We start from the raw sequence: 25,228 nt of genomic DNA on the forward strand, positions 1-25,228 counted from the left end.
GGACGCTTCCACCGGTTCCGAGCAGACTCCGGCCGCGACGACCCCGGCCGCCCCGCAGCCGGCCGCCCCGCAGCCGGCCGCCCCGCAGCCGGCCGCCCCGACCCCCGCCGCACCGGCCCCCGCCGCCGAGACGCCCGTCGCACCGCAGCCCGCCGCCCCGCAGCCCGCCGCCGGATGGACCGCTCCCGCCGCCGATGGAGCCGCTCAGCCGACGGCGCAGCAGCCGACGGCGCAGCAGCCGACGGCGCAGCAGCCGACGGTCCCGGTGCAGCCGGCCGCCCACCAGACGCAGCCCACCCAGCCCGTGCCGCCCCAGCCGTACGGCCAGCCCTACGGTCAGCAGCAGCCGCACTACGGCAACGGCGCCTTCGGCCAGCCCGCCGGATACGGTCAGCCCTACGCGCCGAACGCCCACCAGCAGCCGTACGCGACCGCTCCGGGTGCTCCGGGCGTCGCCGCGCCCGCCCCGGCCAAGCCGGCCAAGCGCGGCAACACCGGCCTCATCATCGCGACGCTCGCGATCGGCGCCCTGATCGGCGGCGTCGCCGGCGCCGGCGCCGGCGTGGGCATCTTCGCCGCCACCGACGGCGGCAACGCGACGATCAAGACGGTGTCCGGGCCGCAGAACATCACGGTCAACGACGCGAACGACGCCAGCACGGTCACGGCCGTCGCGGCGAAGGCGTCGCCGAGCGTCGTCACCATCTCGGTGAGCGCGTCGAGCTCCGGGGGCACCGGCTCGGGCGTCGTGCTCAGCTCCGACGGCTACGTGCTGACCAACACGCACGTCGTGACCCTCGACGGCCAGGCCGCGAACGTCAGCATCACCGTCACCGACAACGACGGCAAGATCTACACCGCCAAGCTGATCGGCACCGACCCGACCACCGACCTCGCCGTGATCAAGCTGGACAACGCGTCCGGCATGACGCCGATCACCTGGGGCGACTCGAGCAAGCTGAACGTCGGAAGCACGACGGTCGCCATCGGCGCGCCGCTCGGCCTCTCCGGAACCGTCACCGACGGCATCGTGAGCGCGCTGAACCGCAGCATCAGCATCGCGTCCTCCGCCGCTCCGAAGGATGAACTCGAACAGCGGCGGCGGCAGCCAGAACCCGTTCAACTTCGACTTCCCCGACCAGGGCGGCTCCGGCTCGCAGCAGCAGCAGTCGGGCTCGCAGGGAACGATCTCGCTGCCGGTCATCCAGACGGACGCGTCGATCAACCCCGGCAACTCCGGCGGCGCGCTGCTCAACAACAAGGGCGAGCTCATCGGCGTGAACGTGGCGATCGCCAGCGCGGGCGGGTCCAGCTCCGACGGATCCCAGTCGGGCAGCATCGGCGTCGGCTTCGCCATCCCGTCCGACCTCGCCAAGCGCGTCTCCGGCGAGATCATCAAGAACGGCTCCGCCACCCACGGCCTCCTGGGCGCGTCGGTGGCCGACGCCTCCAGCGACAGCAAAGCGACCACGGTCGGTGCGCTGGTCAAGAGCGTCACCGGCGGCGGCGCCGCGGCGAGCGCGGGCCTCCAGGCGGGCGACATCGTCGTCAACCTCGACGACACCCCGATCACCGACGCCACCGACCTGACCGCGCAGGTGCGCGCGCAGGCTGCGGGCGCCAAGGTGGACGTCACCTACATCCGCGACGGTCAGACCAAGACCGCCTCGGTCACCCTGGGGTCGCTCCCGGCCGAGTGAGCCACCCTGCGCCCGGAAGGCCGTCCCGACATGCTCGGGGCGGCCTTCCGCCGTCCAGGCCGTCCCCGGTCTTGCGCAGAGCCCGGCTGATAGGCTCGACGCCGACCCGCTACACCGAAGGATCAGATGCCGGACGACACCGTGAACACCCTCCCGGGTGTCTCGTACGTGATGCCCGTGCTCAACGAGGTCACCCACGTGCGGGCAGCCGTCGACAGCCTGCTGGCGCAGGACTACGCGGGCCCCTTCGAGGTGACCATCGCCCTGGGACCGAGCATGGACGGCACCACCGAGCTGGTCGAGGAGCTGGCGGCGGTCGATCGCCGCATCCGGGTCGTCGACAACGCCATCGGCTCGACGCCCGCCGGCCTGAACCTGGCGATCCGCGAGTCCCGCTACCCGATCGTGATCCGGGTCGACGCCCACAGCGTCCTCCCGCCCGACTACGCCCGCATCGCCGTCGAGACCATCCTCGAGACCGGAGCCGACAATGTCGGCGGACTGATGGATGCGCAGGGCACGACCGACTTCGAGCGCGCCGTCGCGCGTGCCTACGGCAGCCGGGTCGGCCTCGGCGGCACCAAGCTGCACGTCGGCGGCGAGGCGGGACCGGCCGAGACGGTGTACCTCGGCGTGTTCCGCCGCGATCGCCTGCTGGAGGTCGGCCTCTTCGACGAGGAGATCAAGCGCGGGCAGGACTGGGAACTGAACCGCCGGCTGCGCACATCCGGTGGGACGGTCTGGTTCACCCCGCGCCTCAAGGTCACGTACCGTCCGCGACCGAACCTCTACCGCCTCGCCCGCCAGTTCTTCTCGACCGGCATCTGGCGCGGCGAGCTGGCCCGGCGGTTCCCCGCCTCCAACGGCCTGCGCTACTTCGCACCGCCGGTGATGGTGCTGGGCGTCGCGATCGGCACGCTGCTCGGCATCGCCGGCATCGCGCAGGCGGCCCTCGGCGCCGCTCCGTGGCTGCTGTGGGGCTTCGCGATCCCGGCGCTGTACGCGGTCGTCGTCATCGCCTCGGCGGTGCTGTGGGGACGCAAGGACGGCTTTCGCCCGTTCCTGTGGTTTCTCGTAGTCTTGCCGTGCATCCACTTCAGCTGGGGGGTCGGGTTCATCCTCGGATACCTGTCGCTCACCCGCAACATCACAGCCCACACCGGAAGGTAGGCATGACCGCACCCGGACCTTCGGCGCACGGCGCCCGTCCCACGTCGATCGCCGAGCTGCGCGCGGTGGCGCAGCCGCCCGAGGTGCGTGGACGCCGCAACGCCGAGCACTGGACCGCGTCGCTCTACCTCCGCAACCTGTCGCCGTACCTCACCTGGGTGCTCCTCAAGACATCGATCTCGGCCAACGGGGTCACCGGGCTGATGATCCTGACGGGATGGGCGACCGCCGCCTCGCTGCTCATCCCGGGCATCGGGGGGGCCGCCCTCGCGCTCGTCCTCGGCCAGCTGCAGATGCTCGTCGACTGCTGCGACGGCGAGGTCGCGCGGTGGCGCGGGACGTCGTCGCCCGCCGGCATCTTCCTCGACAACGTCGGCCACTACTCGACGGAGACGCTGATCGCCATCGCGCTCGGCATCCGGGCGGCGGGCTACCCGTTCGAGACGCCGCAGGACTTCCTCTGGACCAATCTGGGCACGCTGCTCGCGCTGGTCATCGTGCTGAACAAGGCGCTCAACGACATGGTCCGCGTGGCCCGCGCGAACGCGGGTCTGCCGAAGCTGGCCGACACCCAGTCGGAGTACGCGCCGACCCACGGTCTGGTCGCGACGCTCCGCCGTGCCGCCCGGTTCCTGCCGTTCCACCGGCTCTATCACTCTGTGGAGCTGACCATCCTGATCTTCGTGTTCTCGATCGTCGGGCTGTTCATCGGCGCGACCCTCGCCGACCGCATTCTGCTGGTGGTGCTGGTCCCGCTGTCGATCCTGGCACTGATCGGGCACTTCGTGACGATCATGGCGTCGCGGCGCGTCCGTGGCTGAGCAGCAGTCGCCCACCGGCGTGCGGCCGCGGGTGGGCGTCGTGGTGCTCACCCAGGGCACCCGGCCGGTCGAGCTGCGCCGCGGGCTGGAGTCGGTGCTCGCGCAGGAGGGTGTCGCCACGGACATCGTGGTCGTCGGCAACGGCTGGGACCCTGCAGCGGCGGATCCGGCCCTGCCGGAGGGTGTCCGCGCGCTGGCGCTGCCGGAGAACGTCGGCATCCCGGCAGGCCGCAACGCGGGCGTCCCGCTGGTGACCGGGGAGTGGCTGTTCTTCCTCGACGATGACGCGGACATCCCGTCGGCGACCTTCCTCGCCGACGCCATCGCCCTGCTCCGGCGCGACCCCTCCATCGGGATGCTGCAGCCGCGGCTGCGCGTGCCCGACGGCACGACCCCGCCGCGGCGCTGGATCCCGCGCATCCGCAAGGGCGACCCGGCCCGGTCGAGCAACGTCTTCGCCGTGCTGGAGGCGGCGATCGTGCTCCCGCGCGACGTCTTCGAGCGTGCGGGCGGATGGGCGGCTTCGTTCTTCTACGCGCACGAGGGCATCGACCTCGCCTGGAAGGTCTGGGACCAGGGCAAGCGCGTCTGGTACGCCGGCGATCTGGTGGCCGAGCACCCGTCGGTCTCGCCCACCAGGCACTCGTACTACTACCGGCTCAACGCCCGCAACCGGGTCTGGCTGGCCCGCCGCAATCTGCCCGCCGTGCTCGTCCCGCTCTACGTGGGTTCGTGGACCGGCATCCAGCTGCTCCGCTGGTTCCGCAAACCCGCTGTGCTGCGCGCCTGGTTCGGCGGCTGGGCCGAGGGCTGGCGCACCGACCCGGGGGAACGGCGTCCGTTGCGCTGGCGCACGGTCGCGCGGATGACCGCCGCGGGCCGGCCGCCCATCGTCTGACGACGCCCGACCGCGTCACGGCTTCGCTCAGCCGGCGACGCTGGTGCGCTCGTCGCCGTCGCCCCCGTTGTTGCGGGACTCGGCGCTCGGCTCCGCTGCTTCGGGGGGCGATTCGAGCGCCAGAGGCTCTTCCGGCCCGCCCGGGACCGGGACCGACTGCTCATCGGCCGCACGCTTGCGCGGCAGAGCGCCGCGCAACGCCTTCCCGAGCCGTGCCGCGCGCTCGCCCGTGGCCCGACCGATCCGAGCGGCGCCTCCGCCGGTCGCGCGACCGACCCGGCGCACGGCTCCCGGCCCCTCGATCGGGGCGAGCGCGGCGGGGATCACCAGCGGCGCCGGCCCGAAGGCGAGCCGGGCGTTCTGAACGACCCGGCGCCCGAGGATGTTGTTCCCGGTGCCGCCGATGACCGCGCCGATACCGAACGGAATCGCGCGGGCCAGGATGCTGGCGCCGCCGCGGACCGCGAACTGACGGATGAAGGCGCTCTTCAGCCGGTCCACGAGCGGTCCGACCACCATGGTCGGCAGGCTGGAGGTCACGAGCTCACCCCAGTAGGCCGTGCGTGTGACACCTCCGCCGAACTGACCGGCGAGCTGGCGGACGAGGTCCGAGCCTTCGCGCCCGAGCATCATCGTCAGCACCAGGGCCCGGGCGCGCTCGGGGTCGTCGACCGCGATCCCGTGCAGCTCGCTCATCGACTGCGCATACAGGGCCGTCGCCTCGAGGAACCCGGCCGTCTCGAGCCCGGAGAGCGCCAGCGTGACGCCCGTGCCGATCGCCGGGATCACGGCCGTGGCGCCGACGGCGGCGCCGCCGCTCGTGACGGCCGCCAGGTAGCGGCGCTCCAGGATGCGCGCGAGCTCGTCGGCGGACGCCTGCGGGTTGCGGCGCCGGATGCTCCGGAGGTGGGCGAGCACCACCGGCCGCTGGATGCCGAGGAACCGGTCCAGGGTCGTGTTGAGCGCGCGCGGTGTATCGCCGCCGCGCTGCGGGCCACCCGTGACGGAGATGATCGGTTTCTGCTTGGCTGCCATCTCGGTAGAGTGTAGGCCGCCCAGCCGGAAGCGCCATCCGTGCTCGGGCCATCCGAGCTCGGGCCATGCGTCGTGGCTCGGTCGGCAGCGATCAGCGCCCGGGCGTCCGGCGGCGCGAGCGCTCGTCGAGGTAGTCGCGCGCCGAAAGCACCCCGAGGTCGGCCGGAACCGAGTCGCGCGTGATGTCCTGCATGAGGGACGCCACGTCGGTACCGAGGGCGACCGCGATGCGCAGGACGGTCAGCAGACTCGGATTCGCACGCCCCCGCTCGATCTTCCCGAAGTTCGTGACGTGCATGCCGGCGAGACCGGCGATGGCTTCCTGGCTGAGCCCGAGGCCGATGCGGGCCTGGCGGATGCGTTCGCCGAGCAGTGCGGCGGCGGGTGCGACGGAGTGGTGCATGATGCCTCCACTACAGAGCCAACCGCGTGGCGACTCCAGAGCGCCTGCACCCGAATGCGCGGACCTCACGATTCGGTGACCGGAAATGATGTCGATGCATGCGTTCCGGGAGGACTCGTGGTGCCCTGACGGCACGCCCGTCAGGGCACCACGATGGCGGCCATCTGCGCCCGGCGGCGGCCGGCGTCAGAGGCTGATCTGCCAGAGGTACTCGCGGCCGTCCGGCGGGAACCACCGCACCACGAGCAGCGTGTCGCGCGAGGGGTGCGGGCCGGTCACACTGGCCCGGACCGACCCTCCGGGAGGAACGGCGGCAGGGATGCTCACCCGGAGCCGGGACTCGCCCGCGATGCTCACGGTGACGCCGCGCAGGGTCTCGCGACCTGTGTTGACGATCCGGTAGTGCGGGGCCGTGGTGCGGTCGACACTCCACGGAACGCGGTACGCGTGGCGGCGGGAGGGGATGGCGGGCGAGGGGGTGCGGAGGAGCCGGAGAGGATTCATGGCTCGAAACTAACGATCCCCTCCGACGCTCGAGGGCCGGAATCGGGCACGAAAGCCCCTTCTGGGGAGAACTCGCCGAACTATTTTCTGTGGACGATTCCTCGTCGGTCCGCTGGCGGCAGAACGCGTGCGTTCAGGAGCCGTAGTCGGCGTTGTACAGCGCGAGGACATCATCGATCGGACCATCGAGCACGAGGGCGCCCTTGTCGAGGTAGAGCCCGCGCTCGCAGAACCGTCGCAGGTCCTTCTCGTTGTGCGAGACGAAGAACAGGGTCCGGCCGCCGGCCAGCAGCTCCTCGATGCGGCGATAGCACTTCTCGCGGAACCCGCGGTCCCCGACCGCCAGGACCTCGTCCACCAGGAGCACGGGCTCCTCCAGCTGGGCGATGACGGAGAAGGCGATGCGCACCTTCATTCCGCTCGAGAGGTGCTTGTAGGGGGTGTCGATGAAATCCTCGATCTCGGCGAAGCCGATGATCTCGTCGAAGCGCTCATCGATCTGCGCCCGCGACATCCCGTGCAGGCCCGCGGTCAGGTACACGTTGTCGCGCACCGTCAGGTCGTCGACGAAACCGCCGGTGATCTCGATCAGGGGCGCGACGCCGTCCGTCACGCGCACCGTCCCCTCGTCGGGCAGCATGACGCCGGCGACCAGCTTCAGCAGGGTCGACTTGCCCTGACCGTTGCGGCCGACGACACCGATGGCCTCGCCGGGGCGGACGTCGAAGCTGACGTTCCGGAGCGCCCAGAAGTCGTCGGGACGCGAGCGCCGCTGCTTCGACGAGAAGAGGTCCTTGAACGTGCGCCGGGCGCCCCGGTTGCGGCGGAACCGGACGCCGAGGCGGTCGACCGCGATGACGGGTGCCACTCAGATCTCCTTCAGGATGTCGCGCTCGAAGCGCTTGAAGACGCCCCAGCCGACCGCCAGCAGCACGAGCGACATCGCCGCGCTGACCCCGACCAGGAACCAGTCGAGCTCCTCGGGGAAGAACGCGGCGCGGTACAGGCTGAAGATGCCGGTCAGCGGGTTGAAGGCGGACCAGAAGTGCAGGGAGAAGAGCACGTCGGTCTGCGCTCCGGGATGCGTGGCCACGTACGTGGCGCAGTGCTTGGCCGCCACCCCCGCGCCGCAGCCGCCGGGCAGGTCGCGCGCGCTGTAGATGATCGGGGACGCGTAGAAGAGGAAGCGCAGCGCGAGCTTCACCGCCCGCTCCAGGTCGCGGTAGAAGACCACCAGGGGCGCGACGATGAGGCCGACGCCGACGGTGAGCACCGTCTGGATGAGGATGGCCAGCGGGAATAGCAGCGCCTCGACGTTGAGCCGCGCTCCCGTGAAGATCGCGAAGACGGCGAGCACCGGCAGCGAGAGCAGGAACTCGATGCCCTTGGACGCGGCGATCCGGTTCACCCAGATCGTGCGCGGGATCATCGTCGAGCGGATCAGCTTGGCCTCGCGGATGAAGGCGCGCGTGCTGTCCGAGACCGCCCCGTTGAACCACATCCACGGCAGCAGGGCCGCGAGGAGGAACACGATGTACGGGTTCTCACCGACCGTGCGGTGGAAGATGACGGTGAAGACGAACCAGTAGATCAGGCTCATCACCAGCGGGTCGAGGATCGACCACAGGTACCCCAGCGCGCTGGTGGAGTAGCGGACGCTGAGGTCTCGCTTGGTCAGCAGCCAGAGGGAGTGCCGGTAGCGCGTGAAGCGCGAGCGCTGCGCAGGGCGCACTTCAGTCGGGGTGCTGGTCACGAGTACCCATCGTATTGATCGAAGCTGCGTGAGGGCTCACGCAGCGTCGACTACACGAAAAGATTCGCGCGCTCCAGGTCCTCCTGGAAGTCGACCTCGACGGCGTACAGGTCGGAGATGTCGACCGGCTCGGCCAGCAGGTGGTCCTGCTCGATCGCGAGCTCGATGCCGCGCTCGAAGTAGTCCTGGTCGCCGACGCGCTGCAGCTGGCGCAGCAGCGTGGCCTTGTCGGCCGACGAGATGTAGTTGATGCCGACCGCCTCGCCGAGACCGTTCTTGACGGTCTTCGACAGCTCCTGGATGTAGCCCTCCGGGCCGGTCGTGTACTTGACCTCTTCGTCGGCGACGGAGGAGGTGTTGACCGTGACGAAGGTCTGGTCGCGGGCCACCATGGCCGCGCCGCGCACGAGGACGGCCGGGTCGAAGACCACGTCGCCGTTCATCCAGAGCACGCCGCCGGGGGCGGACGCCTGGAGGGCGCGCATGAGACTCTTCGAAGTGTTGGTCTGGTCGTACTGCTCGTTGTAGACGAACTGGGCGTCGGGGAACGCCTCGATGATGTGCTCCAGCTTGTAGCCGACGACGATCGTCACCTGCGCGTCCTTGCCGAAGGCGGCGTGGATGTTGTCGAACTGCTGCTGCATGATCGTGCGGCCGTCGCTCAGCTCGGTCAGCGGCTTCGGAAGGCTCCGTCCGAGCCGGCTTCCCATGCCGGCCGCGAGAATCACTACCTGGGTCGTCACAATCATCTCCTTGGGTCTGCGGGCCCGGGACTGGTTCACCCAGGATTCATCCGCGTGTGGGTCGATCGACACGCGCTGTACCGAAATTTCCCCCGAACGACTGCCCCAGACTACCGGGGGCCCCTGTCGGGGGGCAGGGGTTGACGGATGTCGTTGTTGGGTCGTTATGTTCCTCACAGGACATTCGGAGGCGGCGAAGTCGGGTGCTCAGGCGCCGGGGGGTTCGCGCCGAACCAGGTCTTGGTACGTTAGCGGGGTGAGTTCCGAGCACATCCGTCCCCAGATCACCGAGCCTGCCGCGGACCGGGAAAAGGGAGCGGAGCCGGAACCGCAGAGGGGGGAGACCATGGCGGAGGCTGCCGAGCCGACGGCCGCGCAGATGGAGGCGGAGGCCGCGCCACCGCCGCGACCCGCCCCGAAGCGCGCGCCGGCGAAGACGGCCGCGGCCGCAGCCGGCACGAGCACCCGGGCGCCGCGGAAGCGCACGACGACGGCCAAGCCCCGGCAGACGACACGCACCGCCGCGCAGTCCCGCGCGACCGAGGCCCCGGCTCCCGTGGCCGACAGCCGCCCGACCGTGCTGTCGCTGGGCGGCCTGCACAAGCGCTACGGCGATACGGTCGCCGTCGACGGCGTGAGCCTGGAGATCAAGAAGGGCTCGTTCTACGGAATCGTCGGCCCCAACGGCGCGGGCAAGACCACGACGCTGTCGATCGTCACCGGCCTCCTCCGGCCGGACGCCGGCCGAGTGGTCGTGCACGGCGTGGACGTGTGGGCCGAGCCGGTCCGGGCCAAGCACATCATCGGCGTGCTGCCGGACAAGCTTCGGCTCTTCGACCGCCTCACCGGTGCGCAGTTCCTCCGGTACGCCGGCACGCTGCGGGGCCTGAGCGCGAAGACCGTGCGCGCTCGCACCGCCGACGTCGCCGCGGCCTTCGGGATCGAGGACGCTCTCGACCGCCTCGTGGCCGACTACTCCGCCGGAATGACCAAGAAGATCGCGCTCGCCGCGGCGATGATCCACTCGCCGCGCCTGCTGGTGCTCGACGAGCCGTTCGAGTCCGTCGACCCGGTCTCCGCCGCGAACATCATCGACATCCTCCAGCGCTACACGGCCGCGGGTGGCACCGTCGTCGTGTCGAGCCACGGCATGGACATGATCCAGCGGGTCTGCGACAGCGTCGCGATCATCGTGCGCGGACAGGTGCTCGCCTCCGGCACGATCGACGAGGTGCGCGGCGGGCAGACGCTCGAGGAGCGCTTCGTGGAGCTGGCCGGCGGCCGCAAGGCAGCGGAAGGCATGGAGTGGTTGCACAGTTTCTCGGACTGAAACTCCGGATCATGGGCAACGCCTTCCGGCGGTCGCCCTGGCAGGTGTTCGGCCTGGTGATCGGGCTGCTCTACGGAGGCTTCATCACCGTCATCGTCGTCGGCTCGCTCGTGGCCGCCCGGGTGGTGGACGACGCATCCGCGACGCACAGCGTCATCGTCGTCATCGGATCCGTGGTCGTCGCCGGATTCGCGCTGCTCCCACTCCTCTTCGGGATCGACGACACGCTGGATCCGCGGGAGTTCTCGCTGTTCGGCCTTCCGAACCGGACGCTGGCGACCGGCCTGCTGTTCGCGGGCCTGATCGGCATCCCGTCGCTCGTGCTCATCGTGTGCAGCGCGGCGACCGTCGTGACCTGGTCGCAGAACGCCGGGACCGTCCTGGTCGCTCTGGTCTCGGCGGTGGTCGTTGTGCTGACCTGCGTGCTCGCCTCCCGCGTGACGACAGCGGTCGCGCACTCGCTGCTGAACACGCGCCGGTCGCGTGAAGCGGGCGGCGTCGTCGGCATCCTGCTGCTCGTGCTCATCGTGCCCGTTCTGCTGCTGCTGGTGACGGTCGACTGGGGCCGCGACGGGCTGGGCGCCCTCGGCGGCTTCGCCCGTTGGCTGGCGTGGACGCCGCTCGGCGCCGCCTGGTCGGCTCCCGGCGCCGCCGCGCAGGGGGCGTGGGGGACCGCCGTGCTGCAGCTGCTGATCGCGCTGGCGACCCTGGGCCTGCTCTGGCTGGGATGGATCGGTCTGGTCGCACGGGTGGTCGCCTCGCCGGAACGGGAGGCCCGGTCGAAGGCGTACCACGGCCTGGGCTGGTTCGACCGCCTGCCGGGCGGGCCGACCGCCGCGATCGCCGCGCGCTCCATGACCTACTGGGGGCGGGATGCCCGCTACTGGGTGTCGATCGTGCTCATCCCGGTGATCCCCGTCCTCGTGATCGTCGCCCTCGCCGTCGCAGGCTTGCCGTCGCATTTCGTGGCACTGGTGCCGCTGCCGCTGGTCTGCCTGTTCCTCGGGTGGAGCATCCACAACGACCTCGCGTTCGACAGCACCGCGATCTGGCTGCACCTCGTCTCGGGCACCCGCGGGATCGCGGATCGCGCCGGCCGCATGTTCCCGCCGGTGGTGGTCGGGATCCCGGTGCTCATCGTCGGGTCGATCGCGACGACGATCGTCTTCGGCGACTGGGCCGTGCTCCCCGCCGTCGCCGCCCTCAGCGGCGCCATCCTGGTGATCGGCCTCGGGCTCTCCAGCATCTCGTCGGCGCTGTTCCCGTATCCGGCGACGAAACCGGGGGACAGCGCGTTCACGCAGCCGCAGACCTCCGGCGCGTCCGCCGCTCTGGCCCAGTCGCTGAGCTTCTTCGCCATCCTGATCCTCGCCTCGCCCGTCCTGGTGTTCCTCGTGCTCGGGCTGACCGTGAACCCGTTCTGGCTCGGCATCGCCCCCGTCGTCGCGGTGCTGATCGGGTTCGGGACGCTGTTCTTCGGGCTGTGGCTCGGCGGCCGGCTGTTCGACCGCCGCGGGCCGGAGCTGATGGCGTTCGCCAACCGCAACGACTGAGGCGCACCCGCCGGCCGTCGGGGCCCGACCGCCCCGGAGCGTTCGGACCTCGGGCGTCTACACTGGAGACATGAACGAAGCCAGCATCTCCGATCCCTTCGGTGAGCCCGGCGGCGGCGGTGCGACCACGCTCGATCGCGAGCTCGAGCAGCTCCTGCAGAACCAGGAGCCGGGCGATCACGAGCGCTTCTCGCACTACGTGAAGAAGGAGCAGATCCTGGAGTCCGCGATGACCGGCAAGCCGGTCAAGGCGCTCTGCGGCAAGATGTGGACGCCGAACCGCGACCCCGAGAAGTTCCCGGTCTGCCCGACCTGCCGCGAGATCTACGAGGGCCTGCAGGGCGACTGAGTCCCGGCCGCTGCCGGGCGGGTGCTCCTCACTCGAAGATCGTCGGGAGCACCGGGTCGCCGCGGCCCAGGCGGAACGCCTCGTCCGGGAGCTCGCTCATCGCGAGTTCGCGGTGCTCGCGCGCGCGGCGCGTCCCCTCGATGCCGAGGTGCTCCTGGTGCACCTCGCCGCGGGTGATCAGCGGCACGAGCAGGTCGCGACCGGTGTCGTCCGGGATCTCGCCCTTCTCGACGATGTGCACGACCTCCGCCACCGCGGCCCCGGAGGCGTCGTGGCGCCGTACGGGATGCTTCCTGCCCCCGACGCCCGCCTTGCCGTCCGACTTCTTGGCCACCGGGATCCACTCGCCCGAGCTGCCGTGGCTGCGGTGCGCCACAAGCTTGTACACCATCCCGGACGCCGGATTGCCGGAGCCGGTGACCACGGACGTCCCGACGCCGTACGAGTCGACCGGGGAGGCCGCGAGTGCCGCAATGGTGTACTCGTCGAGGTCGTTGGTGACGGTGATGCGCGTCTTCGTCGCCCCCAGCGAGTCGAGCTGCTGGCGCACCTGCTTCACCAGCTTAGGGAGGTCGCCCGAGTCGAGGCGCACGGCGCCGAGCTCGGGGCCGGCCACGCGAACGGCGGTGTCGATGGCCCTGGTGACGTCGAAGGTGTCGACCAGCAGCGTCGTGCCGGGGCCCAGCGCATCCACCTGCGCCCGGAACGCCGCCTCCTCGGAGTCGTGGAGCAGCGTGAAGGCGTGGGCGGCGGTCCCCATGGTGGGGACGCCCCAGGTGCGGCCGGCTTCGAGGTTCGAGGTGGCCGAGAACCCCGCGATGAAGGCGGCGCGCGCCGCCGCGACCGCCGAACGCTCGTTCGCGCGGCGCGAGCCCATTTCGGCGAGGGGACGCCCGCCCGCGGCGGCGACCATGCGTGCTGCGGCCGAGGCGACGGCGGAGTCGTAGTTGAACACGCTCAGCAGCAGGGTCTCGAGGATGACGCCCTCGGCGAAGGGCGCATCCACGATGAAGAACGGCGAACCCGGGAAGAACAGCTCGCCCTCGCGGTACCCGCGGATGGTGCCGGAGAAACGGTAGTCGGCCAGCCAGTCGATGGTCTCGTCGCGGACGACCCGGTTGTCCCGCAGGAACTGCAGCTCGGCGTCCCCGAAGCGGAACTGGTCGATCAGCTCCAGCAGGCGCCCGGTACCCGCGAGCACGCCGTAACGGCGGCCGGCCGGCAGGCGGCGGGTGAACGCCTCGAACACGCACTCGCGATCGTGCGTGCCGGCGAGAAGGGCGGCGTCGAGCATCGTGAGCTCGTAGCGGTCGGTGAGGAAGGCGGAGGACGCGGGTCTCTCGGTCACGCCGTCCAGCCTACCCACGACCACTGCAGCGGAGGCGGCGAGCGGACGGCGGGTAGGCTGGACTGCTGTGACGGATGCGCCGATTGGGATCTTCGACTCGGGTGTGGGCGGGTTGACCGTCGCCCGCGCCATCCGCGATCAGCTGCCCAACGAGTCGCTGCTCTACGTCGGCGACACCGCGCACTCGCCGTACGGGCCCAAGTCGATCGCGGACGTGCGCCGCTACTCCCTGGAGGTCATGGACTTCCTGGTCGAACAGGGCGTCAAACTTTTGGTGATCGCCTGCAACACCGCCTCCTCGGCCATGCTCCGGGATGCGCGCGAGCGCTACGACGTGCCCGTCATCGAGGTCATCCAGCCGGCCGTCCGCCGCGCCGTCGCGGCCACCCGCACGGGGCGCGTCGGGGTGATCGGCACGGTGGGAACCATCGCCTCCCGCGCCTACGAGGACGCCTTCGCGGCAGCGCCCACGCTCGAGCTCTTCACCCAGGCGTGCCCCCGGTTCGTCGAATTCGTGGAGGCCGGCATCACCTCCGGCGAGGAGGTGCTGCGCGTCACCGCGGAGTACCTGCGCCCGCTGCGCGAGGCGGACGTCGACACGCTCGTGCTGGGCTGCACCCACTACCCGTTCCTGAAGGGCGCAATCTCGTACGTGATGGGCGAGGGCGTCTCGCTCGTGTCCAGCGACACCGAGACCGCCAAGGACGTCTACCGCACACTGGTGGGGCAGGGGCTCGAGCGGCGCTCGCCGCTGCCGCCCACCATCCGGTACGAGGCCACCGGCTCCGACGCCGACACCTTCCTGCGCCTGGCGCACCGCTTCATCGGCCCCGAGGTCTCGCGGGTCGACCTGGTGCAGACCGGCGTCATCGACCTGCCCCTGTAGAGCAACCGTCCCCGATCCGAGGAGATCCCCGTGACCGACATCACCCGCGCCGACGGGCGCACCCCCGACCAGCTGCGGCCGGTCACCATCGAGCGGGGCTGGAGCCGTCAGGCCGAGGGTTCTGCACTGATCTCGTTCGGCAACACGCGGGTGCTGTGCACGGCATCCTTCACGAACGGCGTGCCGCGCTGGATGGCAGGCAAGGGCCGCGGCTGGGTCACCGCCGAGTACGCGATGCTGCCCCGCTCGACCAACGAGCGGATGGACCGCGAGTCGGTGAAGGGACGCGTCGGCGGCCGCACGCACGAGATCAGCCGCCTCGTCGGGCGGAGCCTGCGCGCCGTGGTCGACATGAAGGCGCTGGGCGAGAACACGATCGTGCTCGACTGCGACGTGCTGCAGGCCGACGGCGGCACGCGCACGGCGGCGATCACCGGCGCCTACGTGGCGCTCGCCGAGGCGCTGGAGTGGGGCCGCGAGCATCGCTTCATCGGTCAGAGGGCGATCCCGCTCATCGACTCCGTCTCCGCGGTCTCGGTCGGCATCATCGACGGCACCCCGATGCTCGACCTGGCCTACGTGGAGGATGTGCGCGCCGAGACCGACATGAACGTCGTCGTCACCGGTCGCGGACTCTTCGTCGAGGTGCAAGGCACGGCGGAGGGCGCGCCCTTCGACCGCCGCGAGCTGAACGACCTGCTCGACCTCGCCCTCGCGGGGACCACCGAGCTGGCGGGCATCCAGTCGGCCGCGCTCACCCCCGCCGCTGCGGAGGCGTGACCGCCGTGCGCGTGGTCCTCGCGACCCACAACGCCCATAAGGCCCGGGAGTTCCAGGGCATCCTCGGCAGTGAGCTGCCGGGACTCGAGATCGTCGCCTACGACGGTCCCGTCCCGGTCGAGGACGGCACCAGCTTCGAGGAGAACGCGTTGATCAAGGCGCGCGCGGCGGCCGAGCACACCGGGCTGCCGGCGCTCGCCGACGATTCCGGCATCTGCGTGGATGTCATGGGCGGCGCCCCCGGCATCTTCTCCGCCATCTGGTCCGGCACGCACGGCGACGCCGCCGCGAACCTGCGACTGCTGCTCGACCAGCTGGCCGACATCCCGGATCCGGCGCGCGCCGCGCACTTCACGGCGACGCTCGCCCTGGTCGTGCCCGGCGGGGAGCCGACGATCGTCCAGGGTGTCTGGCCCGGGCGCATCGCGCGAGAGCCACGCGGCGACGGCGGTCACGGATACGACCCGATCTTCGTGCCCGACGGGCACGACGTGACGGCGGCGGAGCTGACTGCCGAGCGGAAGAACGCGGAGAGCCACCGGGCGCGGGCGTTCGCGGCCATCGTCCCGGCGCTGCGGGAGCTCGCGGCGGGAGCCTGCTCGTCGGGTGAGCGCGCCGGCAGCTGAGAACGCCACTCATTCCCAACTAGTCGCCGCCTCTGGCGGACGCCGAGACTTCTATCTACCGTAGAAGTCGAGATGAGTCACGACCACGGCCACACCGCCAACCGAAACCGCCTGCTGATCGCCATCGGCATCGTGGCGGCGGTGCTCGTCGTCGAGGTGTTCGGCGCGTGGCTGAGCGGTTCGCTGTCGCTGCTCGCCGATGCCGGGCATATGCTCAGCGACCTCGCGGGCCTCATCATCGCGCTCATGGCGACCATCGTCGCGGCGCGCCCGGCGACCGACCGCCAGACCTTCGGATACCGGCGCGCCGAGGTGTTCGGCGCGCTCATCAACGGGCTCATCCTCGTCGTCGTGGCGGTCACGGTGACGATCGGCGCCATCGGCCGGCTGGTCGGCGGCGAGACGGAGGTGCACAGCATCCCGATGCTGATCGTCGCCGTCATCGGGCTGGTCGCGAACCTGGGCGCTCTGCTGCTGCTCCGGCCCGCCGCCGGACGGTCGATCAACATGCGCGGCGCCTACCTGGAGGTGCTGGGCGACCTGGTCGGGTCCGCGACGGTCATCGTTGCGGCCGTCATCATCCTGACCACCGGCTTCGTCCCGGCCGACGCGATCGCCTCACTGCTCATCGCCGTGCTGATCGTCCCGCGCGCGTTCTCGCTGCTGCGGGATGTGGTGCGCGTGCTCAGCGAGGCCGCCCCGGCGGACACCGACGTCGCCGAGATCCGCGACCACATCCTGGGCACGCCGGGCGTGGTCGCGGTGCACGACGTGCACGTGTGGGCGATCACCTCCGGAGCACCGGTGTTCAGCGCGCACGTGGTGTGCGAGCAGTCGGTCTTCCGCTCCGGCCGCACCGGCGCTCTCCTCGACGAGCTGTCCGGCTGCCTCTCGAAGCACTTCGACGTCGAGCACTCCACCTTCCAGCTCGAACCGGCCGAGCACGCCGCCCACGAGGACGAGTTCCACCGCTGACCCGCACCCGCCCCCGCACCCCCGCACCCCCTCTCCCTTCTCGCACACCTCGCCTCCCATCTCGTCGAGGTGCACGTCGTTGTGGGCGACACGCCGTGCGGCTGCGCAACAACGTGCACCTCACCGCCGCAGGGGAGACGTGACGGCAATTCTCCGACGCAAGCCCTCCCATCTCGTTGAGGTGCACGTCGTTGTGGGCGACACGCCGTGCGGCTGCGCAACAACGTGCACCTCAGCGGAACGGGCGGGGCGCTGCGGCGGAGAATCCGGACCGGTTCTCCGAGGTCGTCGGGCGGGCTAGGCCTCGGGGCGGGTGGGCGCCGGGTGCGCCGCGCGCGGGGCGGCCGGCGTGTCGTGCGACGACGGCTCGCCGGCGACCGGCTGGGGGCCCTGCGCCGCCGCCGCCGCCGCGGCGGCCTGCTCCGCGGCGGCCTTCCGCTTGGCCTTGCGGGACGACTGGAAGTAATGGATCAGCGTGGGGATGAGAGTGATCAGCACAGCACCGATCAGGATGACGTCGATGTAGCTGGAGACGAAGTTCGCGACCGGCGGGATGTAGCCGATCAGGTAGCCGAAGTACGTCACGCCGGCGCCCCAGAGCAGCGCGCCGAGGGCGTTGTAGAGCGAGTACTTGCGGTAGTTCATGTGACCCACGCCCGCCGCGACCGGTGCGAAGGTGCGGACGATGGGGACGAATCGGGCGACGATGATCGCGAGCGCGCCGAAGCGTACGAAGAACGTGTTGGTCCGGCGGACGTTCTCCATCGAGAAGAGCCCGGACTCCTTGCGTTCGAACACCTTCGGCCCGGCCTTGTGGCCGATCAGGTAGCCGACCTCGCCGCCGATGAAGGCGGCGAACGCGATGGCCAGGGCCACCCACCAGATATCGAGCCCGAAGACGTGGGAGGTGTGCGTGAGCAGCCCGGAGATGATCAGCAGGGTGTCGCCGGGGAACAGGAAGCCGATCAGCAGGCCGGTCTCCGCGAACACGATGCCGCACACGACCAGCAGGGCCCACGGCCCGGCCGAGTCGATGATCGTGTGGGGGTCGAGCCACGGGATGAGGCCGGCGTGATGGATCACTGTTCTCCAGGAGGGATCGGTGGGAAAGCTGTGGCCGAGTTTAGCGGCGGCTGGTTGCCGGAAGCTGCACGAAGCGTGCGAATCCGGCGCCTCGGGGAAAGATCATCCCGTGGTCGTACTGTCGGTGCGGGAGAAGGGACTCGAACCCTCACGCCGAAGCACAGGAACCTAAATCCTGCGTGTCTGCCAGTTTCACCACTCCCGCGCGCGGTGCGCGGCTACGACATTAGCTCATGGACGCGCGGTGCGACCTCCGTGCCGTACAGCTCGATCGAGCGCATCAGGTCGGAATGCGGCAGCGTCCCGTTGCTCATCTTGATGTCGACGCGCGAGGCGCCGAGGCCGCGGGCCGCGTACACGATCTTCTGCGCGACGGTCTCCGGCGAGCCGACGACGAGCGCGCCGTCCGGTCCCGCCTCGTGCTCGAAGCGGGCACGGGAGGCGGGCGGCCAGCCGCGCTCGCGGCCGATCCGGTTCGTCATCACCTCGTAGTGCGGCCACAGCGTGTCCTTGGCCTCCTCGTCGGTCTCCGCGACGAAGCCGGGGGAGTGGATGCCGATCGGCAGCGTCGTGTCCTGACCGAACTGCTCGAGCGCGTTGCGGTACAGCTCGGCCAGCGGCTGGAAGCGCATGGGGCCTCCGCCGATGATCGCCAGCATCAGCGGGAGCCCGTAGTGCGCCGCACGGACGACCGACTCCGGGCTGCCGCCGACACCGATCCACGTCTTCAGCGGCGCGTTCTCGACGTGCGGGTAGACGGACTGCTCGGTGAGCGGAGCCCGGAGCTGGCCGGTCCATGTCACCGGCTCCTGCGTACGCAGGGCGGCGAACAGCCCCAGCTTCTCCTCGAACAGCTCCTCGTACTGGGCGAGGTCGAGCCCGAACAGCGGGAACGACTCGATGAACGACCCGCGCCCGAGGATCACCTCGGCGCGCCCTCCCGAGACGCCGTCGAGCGTGGCGAAGCGCTGGAAGACGCGCACCGGGTCGTCGGAGCTCAACACGGTGACGGCCGAGCCGAGGTGGATGCGCTCGGTGCGGCCGGCGATGGCGGCCAGCACGACCTCGGGCGCCGAGACGGCGAAGTCTGCGCGGTGGTGCTCGCCGACGCCGAAGAAGTCGAGGCCGACGCGGTCGGCCAGCACACCCTCCTCGACGACGTTGCGCAGCACCTGCGCCTGCGGCAACGGCGTGCCGTCGGCGTCCAGCGTCACGTCCCCGAAGGTGTCGATCCCGAGTTCCAGTCGTGCGGCCATGTCATCCTCGTCTCATGCGTATGCATGGAAGCTAGCACCGTCGGGGACGAGCGTATTCCCTGTCAGGCCGTGCGGGCCTTCCTCGGCACGTAGCGGGGGATGTAGCGGGCCAGCATCCCGGCGCCGACCAGCCCCAGCACTCCCATGACCCCGCTGGCGAACGAGATCGAGACGAGTGCCGTCAGCAGCGAGACGAAGAGGGGAGCGGCGGCCTGCCCCGCGTCCGCCGAGAAGCGCCATGCGCCGAGGAAGGGCGCGGGCCTGTCCTTCGGCGCGAGGTCGGCGCCGAGCGTCATGACGATGCCGGAGCCGATGCCGTTGGCGAGGGAGAGGAACAGGGAGACGCCGATGTACCAGGCCACATTGGTGCTGAGATCGTGCGAGAACGCGAGCACGAGGAAGCCGAGCCCCAACCCGATCATCGACGGGATGGCGCTCCACATCCGGCCGAACCGGTCCATGATCTGGCCGCTGGAGTAGAACAGCGCGAAATCGACCGCGCCGGCGATGCCGATGATGAGAGCGGTATGCGACTCGCTCAGGCCGATGGACACGGCCCACAGCGGGAGCAGCACCGTCCGCGCCGAGCGGATCGCGGCGACCAGCGAGACGCCCGCGCCCATCCGGGCGAGCACCTCGCGGAAGGACCAGATCGTGCGGAACAGTCCGTGTGTGCGCTCCTCGGCATCCTCCTCGCCCTCGGTCACCTGGGCGCCGTACTCGTCGGCGACCCGCTGCGAGGGGCCGAACATCGCCTCCGGGTCGGGGAGGGCGATCAGCACGATCACCGAGCCCAGACAGCTGACGATGAAGATCCAGAACACGGACTGCGTCGAGCCGGTCACCGCGATGACGGCCGACGCGATCAGGGGCCCGATGAACCAGCCGCCGCGGAAGATGCCGCCCAGGGTCGACAGCGCGCGAGCGCGGTAGCGAGCCGGCACATACGTGGTCATGAAGGCGTGCCGGGCGAGGGCGAAGACCGCCGTCGCGATCCCGACCAGGAAGATGCCGCCCATCAGCACCCAGTAGTTCGGGGCGAGCAGGCAGATCACGACGCCGACGATCGCCACGACGGCCGCGCCGATCATGGAGGTGCGCTCGCCGAAGCGCGACACCACCCATCCGCTCGGGATGTCGCCCACCAGCTCGCCCAGCATCACCATGGATGCGATGAAGCCCGCCATCGCGAGGCCCGCGCCGAGGTTGCCGGCCGCGACGGGGATGATCGGGATGATCGCGCCCTCCCCGATCGAGAACAGGAGGGTCGGCAGGAAGGCGGCAAGGGCGACGGAGCGGAAACGGAAGGGGCGCTCGTCGGAAGTCATGTCGTTAACACCGTACAACTTTCCCGGGCGCCTCCGCGCCGTCCCGCGGCGGCGACCGCCCGGTAGGCTGGAGGACGACATGATCGAACTCGACCTCTCCTCCCAGATCGCCGACCTGCGCTCCACCTTCGACGACATCACCGCGGTGGTGGATGTGCCGCGCCTCCGCGCCGAGATCGCCGACCTCAGCGAGAAGGCCGGGGCGCCCGACCTCTGGGACGACACCGCCAACGCGCAGAAGGTCACCAGCGCACTCAGCCACCGCCAGTCGGAGCTCGGCCGCATCACCGCGATCGAGCAGCGGCTCGACGACCTGGAGGTGCTGGTCGAGCTCGCCAACGAGGCCGACGACGAGGAGTCCGCCGCCGAGGCCCGTGCCGAGCTGCAGTCGCTGCAGACCGCGCTCGGCGACCTCGAGGTGCAGACGCTCCTGAGCGGCGAGTACGACGACCGCGCGGCGATCGTGACCATCCGCTCCGGAGCCGGCGGCGACGACGCCACCGACTTCGCCGAGATGCTGATGCGCATGTACCTCCGGTGGGCGGAGCAGCACAAGTACCCGGTCAAGGTGATGGACACCTCCTACGCCGAGGGGGCGGGCATCAAGTCGGCGACCTTCGAGGTGGATGCGCCCTACGCCTTCGGCACGCTGTCGGTCGAAGCCGGCACGCACCGCCTGGCCCGGATCAGTCCCTTCGGCTCGGCGGACAAGCGCCAGACCTCGTTCGCGGCCGTCGAGGTCATCCCGCTCATGGAGGAGGCGACGGAGGTCGAGGTCCCGGAGGGCGACATCCGCGTCGACGTCTTCCGGTCCTCCGGCCCGGGCGGCCAGTCGGTCAACACGACGGACTCCGCCGTGCGCATCACGCACCTCCCCACCGGCCTCGTGGTCTCGATGCAGAACGAGAAGTCGCAGATCCAGAACCGCGCCGCCGCGATGCGCGTGCTCCAGACGCGCCTGCTGCTGCTGCAGAAGGAGGAGGAGGCCGCGAAGAAGAAGGAGCTCGCCGGCACGATCACGGCGAGCTGGGGCGACCAGATGCGCTCCTACTTCCTCTACGGCCAGCAGTTGGTGAAGGACCTGCGCACGGGATACGAGTCCGGCAACCCGAGCTCGGTGTTCGACGGCGACCTCGACGGCTTCATCGCCGCGGGCATCCGCTGGCGCGCCGGCAACAAAGCGGAGGCTCAGGCGTAACAGCGCCGGCGCCCATCCGGCGTCCTGCCGACTGTCAGGCTTGCCTCGCGCGGGCATGTCGCTACTGCGGATCGGGCCGGGACTGCATAGTCTCAAGAAGTCATGATCCGGTTCGAACACGTATCCAAGCAGTACGCGGGCACGGCGCGCCCGGCGCTGAACGGCATCAACCTGGAAGTGCTGCGCGGAGAGTTCGTCTTCCTCGTCGGCGCCTCCGGCTCGGGCAAGTCCAGCTGCCTCCGACTGATCCTCAAAGAGGAGAAGCCGACCAAGGGCAAGATCCATGTGCTGGGGCAGGACCTCAACACGATCTCGTCCCGCAAGGTCCCCTACTTCCGCCGCAACATCGGCGTCGTCTTCCAGGATTTCCGCCTGCTCCCGAACAAGAACGTCTTCCAGAACGTCGCGTTCACGCTGCAGGTCATCGGCAAGTCCCGCGGCTTCATCCAGGAGGCTGTTCCGGATGTGCTGAAGATGGTCGGGCTCGACGGCAAGGCGCAGCGCCTGCCGCACGAGCTCTCCGGCGGTGAGCAGCAGCGCGTGGCGATCGCGCGCGCCGTGGTGAACAAGCCGCAGGTGCTGCTGGCCGACGAGCCGACCGGAAACCTCGACCCCGCCACGAGCGCCGGCATCATGGCCGTGCTCGAGCGGATCAACGCCGGTGGCACGACCGTGCTCATGGCCACGCACGAGGCCGCGATCGTCGACCAGATGAAGCGGCGCGTGATCGAGCTCGTGGGCGGTCAGATCGTGCGCGACGAGCGTCACGGCGGTTACGGATTCACGGCGGCCGTGCCGATCGCCCAGCCGCTCGAACGCGACGAGCCGATCTCGGTCGCGACGCCCGCCTACGCAGGCGGAGTGCCCGCGCAGCAGTCGGCCGAGGCGCCGATGACCCGGCCGCACGCGCCGACCTCGACACCTACGGCGCCGGTGTCCGTGCCGCAGACCGCGCCGCAGCAGACGGCGCCGGTGCAGCCGGTTCCCGCCGCTCAGCAGCCCGCTGCACAGCCGGCGCCCACGCAGCCGGCGCCCACGCAGCCGGAGCCCGCACGTCAGGTGCCCGCGCCCGTGCAGTTCGCGACGGCGCCCGTCACGCCGGCTCCTGCATCGGAGGAGCTGCCGGACCACCTCAACTTCACTGCGAACCTCGACCTCAGCGGCCTGCGCGAGGGCGCGGACCGCGACGGCGACCAGAATGTGGGGCCGACGAAATGAGATTCGGACTCATCTGGTCGGAGGTCGGCAACGGCCTCCGCCGCAATCTCTCGATGGTGGTCTCGGTCATCCTCGTGACCTTCATCTCGCTGACCTTCGTCGGCACGGCCGTCCTGCTGCAGATGCAGATCGGCCAGATGAAGACCTACTGGTACGACCGTGCCCAGGTCGCCGTGTACATGTGCACGCAGACCGACAACTGCACCGGCGGCGCCGCGACCGACCAGTCGATCGAGGCCGTCAAGAAGCAGCTGGAGTCGCCGGAGCTCTCGCCGTACATCCAGAAGTTCTACTTCCAGGACCAGAAGCAGGGCTACGAGCAGTTCAAGCAGCAGTTCAAGGGCAACCAGATCGCCGACTTCGTCACGCCGGACATGATCCCGCAGACGTTCTGGGTGAACCTCAAGGACCCGAACAACTCCGCGGTCCTCACCGAGACGCTGTCCGGATCGGCCGGAGTGCAGAGCGTCGTCGACCAGCGCAGCTACCTGGACCAGATCTTCAGCATCCTGAACGCCGCCAGCTACACCGCGATCGGTATCGCCGCGCTCATGCTCGTGGCTGCCGTGCTGCTGATCGCGACCACGATCCGGCTCTCCGCATTCTCCAGGCGCCGGGAGATCGGGATCATGCGGCTGGTCGGAGCGTCGAACCGTTTCATCCAGACGCCGTTCATCATCGAGGGCGTCATCGCGGCGCTGATCGGCTCGGTGCTGGCGTCGGTCGTGATCGCGCTCGGCGTTCAGTTCTTCGTGCGCGGCTACCTGAGCGACCGCATCCAGTCGATCAACTTCGTCGGTATGGAGCAGGCCTGGCTGGTCATCCCGATCCTGGTGGTGATCGGCATCGTGCTGGCCGCAGCCTCGGCGAACTTCGCGATAAAGCGCTATCTGAAGGTCTGATCCGCCCGCGCACCGAGTCACGATAGACTGGTCCGCTGCCCGGCGAACGCGCCGTGCGCAGAACCGATCGAGTCGAGGAGTGAGCTGTGCCGAAGGAACGTGGTCAGAAGGTCGTGGCCACCAATCGCCGTGCGCGCCATGACTACACGATCGAGGACACCTACGAGGCCGGGCTCGTGCTCACCGGCACCGAGGTGAAGTCGCTCCGGCTCGGGCGCGCGTCGCTGGTCGACGGCTACGCGTTCGTCGACGGCGGCGAGGCGTGGCTCGACGCCGTGCACATCCCCGAGTACGCCGACGGCACGTGGAACAACCACGCGCCGCGGCGCAAGCGCAAGCTGCTGCTCCACAAGGCGCAGATCCTGAAGATCGAGAACAAGGTGAAGCAGGGCGGCTACACCATCGTTCCGCTGTCGATCTACTTCAACGACGGGCGCGCGAAGGTCGAGATCGCGGTCGCGAAGGGCAAGCGCGAGTACGACAAGCGGCAGGCGCTGCGCGAACGTCAGGACAAGCGCGAGGCCGAGCGCGCCATGTCCACCCGCAATCACCTCGGCGAGTGACGGAGTGCGAGACTGAGTCCATGGACTCGATCGCACAGCGCATCCCGATCGCCGGCACCTACAACTTCCGCGACATCGGCGGGTACCCGGCAGACGGGGGAGCGACCCGGCCGGGCAAGCTGTTCCGCGCGGATGCGCTCGGCCGGCTCGGGGAGGCAGGGCGGGAGGGGATGCGCGAGCTCGGCATCCGGATCGTCATCGACCTGCGCGACGACTTCGAGGTGCAGGCGCTGCCCGACGACCTCGACGGGCTCGACGTGGAGGTGCTGCGCCTGCCCGTCTTCGAGGGGTCCGGCGCCTCGGCCTCGACGGTCGGCGCGACCATCGTGCACCTTTACGACAAGATCGTGTTCCAGCACACCGATGTGATCGTGCGGGCCCTCCGCGAGATCGCCGACACGGGCGATGAGCCGGTGGTCGTGCACTGTACCGCGGGCAAGGACCGCACCGGCATCGTGATCGCCCTCGCTCTGCTCGCGGTCGGGGTGGACCGCGAGACAGTCGTCGACGACTACGCCGTCACAGAGGGCAACCTCGAGGGCCCGTGGCTGGAGGGCATGCTGGAGCTGGTGCGCGGCTACGGGGTCGAGGTCACGCCCGACCTGCGTGTCATCCTCGGCGGCAGTCCGCGTGAAGCGCTCGAGACCGTGATCGACCACATCGAGCAGCGGCACGGGAGCGTGCGTGGGTACCTGCTCGCCGCCGGGCTCGACGAGCTGGAGCTGGCGAAGCTCCGCTCCGTGCTCGTGCAGCCGGCCTGAGATTCTCGCCCGATCCATAACCCGCTCCCAGGGCGCCTGGTGCTC

27 protein-coding genes, 1 tRNA gene and 1 pseudogene are annotated in these 25,228 nt (G+C 70.1%); 17 read left to right on the forward strand and 12 right to left on the reverse strand.

All coding sequences use genetic code 11. The features are described 5' to 3' along the window. Positions 1–396: 396 nt before the first annotated feature. Positions 397–735: a hypothetical protein gene (locus tag ACR9Y5_RS07410; RefSeq protein WP_481297364.1), complete on the reverse strand. Its 339-nt coding sequence runs from the start codon at positions 733–735 to the stop codon at positions 397–399. On the opposite strand from ACR9Y5_RS07410, the pseudogene ACR9Y5_RS07415 reads away from it, so the two are divergent. The 5 genes and pseudogenes from ACR9Y5_RS07415 to ACR9Y5_RS07435 form a co-directional block, all read left to right on the forward strand. Next, positions 710–1,003, forward strand: a pseudogene (locus ACR9Y5_RS07415) (S1C family serine protease); the annotation flags it as partial. The gene ACR9Y5_RS07410 and the pseudogene ACR9Y5_RS07415 overlap by 26 nt on opposite strands. Positions 1,004–1,082: 79 nt before the next feature. After that, positions 1,083–1,700 (forward strand): S1C family serine protease, encoded by a 618-nt coding sequence (locus ACR9Y5_RS07420; protein ID WP_481297365.1) that lies wholly within the window; start codon positions 1,083–1,085, stop codon positions 1,698–1,700. A 126-nt stretch (positions 1,701–1,826) separates the two neighbouring features. Next, positions 1,827–2,870, forward strand: a complete 1,044-nt coding sequence (locus ACR9Y5_RS07425) for a glycosyltransferase family 2 protein (protein ID WP_481297366.1) — start codon at positions 1,827–1,829, stop codon at positions 2,868–2,870. Between the two features lie 2 nt (positions 2,871–2,872). Next, positions 2,873–3,691, forward strand: coding sequence for a CDP-alcohol phosphatidyltransferase family protein (locus ACR9Y5_RS07430; protein ID WP_481299533.1), 819 nt, complete (start codon positions 2,873–2,875; stop codon positions 3,689–3,691). Beyond that, the gene (locus ACR9Y5_RS07435; protein WP_481297367.1) at positions 3,684–4,589 is read left to right on the forward strand and encodes a glycosyltransferase family 2 protein; all 906 of its coding nucleotides are present in this window, start codon (positions 3,684–3,686) and stop codon (positions 4,587–4,589) included. Before ACR9Y5_RS07430 ends, ACR9Y5_RS07435 begins: the two co-directional genes overlap by 8 nt. Before the next feature lie 27 nt (positions 4,590–4,616). Here ACR9Y5_RS07435 and ACR9Y5_RS07440 read toward each other — a convergent pair whose 3' ends face one another. The 6 genes from ACR9Y5_RS07440 to ACR9Y5_RS07465 form a co-directional block, all read right to left on the reverse strand. Continuing rightward, complete coding sequence (locus tag ACR9Y5_RS07440; protein WP_481297368.1) at positions 4,617–5,624, reverse strand: hypothetical protein; 1,008 nt, start codon at positions 5,622–5,624, stop codon at positions 4,617–4,619. A gap of 91 nt (positions 5,625–5,715) precedes the next feature. Beyond that, entirely contained in the window at positions 5,716–6,027 is a 312-nt protein-coding gene (locus tag ACR9Y5_RS07445; protein WP_481297369.1) for a helix-turn-helix domain-containing protein, read from the reverse strand. 186 nt (positions 6,028–6,213) lie between these two features. Beyond that, entirely contained in the window at positions 6,214–6,531 is a 318-nt protein-coding gene (locus ACR9Y5_RS07450; protein WP_481297370.1) for a hypothetical protein, read from the reverse strand. Positions 6,532–6,664: 133 nt separating this feature from the next. Next, complete coding sequence (locus ACR9Y5_RS07455) at positions 6,665–7,399, reverse strand: ABC transporter ATP-binding protein (RefSeq protein ID WP_481297371.1); 735 nt, start codon at positions 7,397–7,399, stop codon at positions 6,665–6,667. Continuing rightward, positions 7,400–8,263, reverse strand: coding sequence for an ABC transporter permease (locus ACR9Y5_RS07460; protein WP_481299534.1), 864 nt, complete (start codon positions 8,261–8,263; stop codon positions 7,400–7,402). Between the two features lie 71 nt (positions 8,264–8,334). After that, a complete protein-coding gene (locus tag ACR9Y5_RS07465) occupies positions 8,335–9,027 on the reverse strand; it encodes a phosphocholine cytidylyltransferase family protein (protein WP_481297372.1) in 693 nt (230 codons plus the stop codon). Positions 9,028–9,373: 346 nt separating this feature from the next. Here ACR9Y5_RS07465 and ACR9Y5_RS07470 point away from each other — a divergent pair, with 346 nt between their 5' ends. From ACR9Y5_RS07470 to ACR9Y5_RS07480, 3 genes are all read left to right on the forward strand, one after another. Further along, positions 9,374–10,357 carry an ABC transporter ATP-binding protein gene (locus ACR9Y5_RS07470; RefSeq protein ID WP_481297373.1) on the forward strand — a complete coding sequence of 328 codons (984 nt, stop codon included), beginning with the start codon at positions 9,374–9,376 and terminating at the stop codon, positions 10,355–10,357. A gap of 11 nt (positions 10,358–10,368) precedes the next feature. Next, a complete protein-coding gene (locus ACR9Y5_RS07475; protein WP_481297374.1) occupies positions 10,369–11,910 on the forward strand; it encodes a hypothetical protein in 1,542 nt (513 codons plus the stop codon). Positions 11,911–11,980: 70 nt separating this feature from the next. Further along, on the forward strand, positions 11,981–12,259 hold the full coding sequence (locus ACR9Y5_RS07480) for a DUF3039 domain-containing protein (protein WP_481297375.1): 279 nt from the start codon (positions 11,981–11,983) through the stop codon (positions 12,257–12,259). A 28-nt stretch (positions 12,260–12,287) separates the two neighbouring features. On the opposite strand, the gene ACR9Y5_RS07485 is transcribed toward ACR9Y5_RS07480, so the two are convergent. Beyond that, the gene (locus ACR9Y5_RS07485; protein ID WP_481297376.1) at positions 12,288–13,607 is read right to left on the reverse strand and encodes a nicotinate phosphoribosyltransferase; all 1,320 of its coding nucleotides are present in this window, start codon (positions 13,605–13,607) and stop codon (positions 12,288–12,290) included. A gap of 67 nt (positions 13,608–13,674) precedes the next feature. On the opposite strand from ACR9Y5_RS07485, the gene murI reads away from it, so the two are divergent. From murI to ACR9Y5_RS07505, 4 genes are all read left to right on the forward strand, one after another. Next, the gene (murI, locus tag ACR9Y5_RS07490; RefSeq protein WP_440743562.1) at positions 13,675–14,493 is read left to right on the forward strand and encodes a glutamate racemase; all 819 of its coding nucleotides are present in this window, start codon (positions 13,675–13,677) and stop codon (positions 14,491–14,493) included. 30 nt (positions 14,494–14,523) lie between these two features. After that, a complete protein-coding gene (gene rph, locus ACR9Y5_RS07495) occupies positions 14,524–15,273 on the forward strand; it encodes a ribonuclease PH (protein ID WP_481297377.1) in 750 nt (249 codons plus the stop codon). Beyond that, positions 15,270–15,899: an RdgB/HAM1 family non-canonical purine NTP pyrophosphatase gene (gene rdgB, locus ACR9Y5_RS07500; RefSeq protein WP_481297378.1), complete on the forward strand. Its 630-nt coding sequence runs from the start codon at positions 15,270–15,272 to the stop codon at positions 15,897–15,899. Before rph ends, rdgB begins: the two co-directional genes overlap by 4 nt. 72 nt (positions 15,900–15,971) lie before the next feature. Then, positions 15,972–16,874: a cation diffusion facilitator family transporter gene (locus ACR9Y5_RS07505; RefSeq protein ID WP_481297379.1), complete on the forward strand. Its 903-nt coding sequence runs from the start codon at positions 15,972–15,974 to the stop codon at positions 16,872–16,874. Between the two features lie 297 nt (positions 16,875–17,171). Here the strand turns inward: ACR9Y5_RS07505 and ACR9Y5_RS07510 are convergent, their stop codons facing one another. The 4 genes from ACR9Y5_RS07510 to ACR9Y5_RS07525 all read right to left on the reverse strand — a co-directional run bounded on the left by ACR9Y5_RS07510 (position 17,172) and on the right by ACR9Y5_RS07525 (position 20,541). Continuing rightward, positions 17,172–17,957, reverse strand: a complete 786-nt coding sequence (locus tag ACR9Y5_RS07510) for a DedA family protein (protein WP_481297380.1) — start codon at positions 17,955–17,957, stop codon at positions 17,172–17,174. Between the two features lie 125 nt (positions 17,958–18,082). After that, positions 18,083–18,162: transfer RNA gene (locus tag ACR9Y5_RS07515), tRNA-Leu, on the reverse strand. A 13-nt stretch (positions 18,163–18,175) separates the two neighbouring features. After that, a complete protein-coding gene (locus tag ACR9Y5_RS07520) occupies positions 18,176–19,213 on the reverse strand; it encodes an LLM class flavin-dependent oxidoreductase (protein WP_481297381.1) in 1,038 nt (345 codons plus the stop codon). A gap of 62 nt (positions 19,214–19,275) precedes the next feature. Then, positions 19,276–20,541, reverse strand: a complete 1,266-nt coding sequence (locus ACR9Y5_RS07525; RefSeq protein WP_481297382.1) for an MFS transporter — start codon at positions 20,539–20,541, stop codon at positions 19,276–19,278. Positions 20,542–20,620: 79 nt separating this feature from the next. On the opposite strand from ACR9Y5_RS07525, the gene prfB reads away from it, so the two are divergent. The 5 genes from prfB to ACR9Y5_RS07550 all read left to right on the forward strand — a co-directional run bounded on the left by prfB (position 20,621) and on the right by ACR9Y5_RS07550 (position 25,183). Then, positions 20,621–21,739, forward strand: coding sequence for a peptide chain release factor 2 (gene prfB, locus ACR9Y5_RS07530; RefSeq protein WP_481297383.1), 1,119 nt, complete (start codon positions 20,621–20,623; stop codon positions 21,737–21,739). A 102-nt stretch (positions 21,740–21,841) separates the two neighbouring features. Continuing rightward, positions 21,842–22,957, forward strand: a complete 1,116-nt coding sequence (ftsE, locus tag ACR9Y5_RS07535) for a cell division ATP-binding protein FtsE (RefSeq protein ID WP_481297384.1) — start codon at positions 21,842–21,844, stop codon at positions 22,955–22,957. Then, complete coding sequence (gene ftsX, locus ACR9Y5_RS07540) at positions 22,954–23,859, forward strand: permease-like cell division protein FtsX (RefSeq protein ID WP_481297385.1); 906 nt, start codon at positions 22,954–22,956, stop codon at positions 23,857–23,859. Before ftsE ends, ftsX begins: the two co-directional genes overlap by 4 nt. An 86-nt stretch (positions 23,860–23,945) precedes the next feature. Further along, on the forward strand, positions 23,946–24,422 hold the full coding sequence (smpB, locus tag ACR9Y5_RS07545) for an SsrA-binding protein SmpB (RefSeq protein WP_310128589.1): 477 nt from the start codon (positions 23,946–23,948) through the stop codon (positions 24,420–24,422). Positions 24,423–24,442: 20 nt separating this feature from the next. Further along, on the forward strand, positions 24,443–25,183 hold the full coding sequence (locus ACR9Y5_RS07550) for a tyrosine-protein phosphatase (RefSeq protein ID WP_481297386.1): 741 nt from the start codon (positions 24,443–24,445) through the stop codon (positions 25,181–25,183). Positions 25,184–25,228 lie beyond the last annotated feature (45 nt).

It is taken from the genome of Leifsonia sp. KNZ13-11D, from assembly GCF_056754895.1.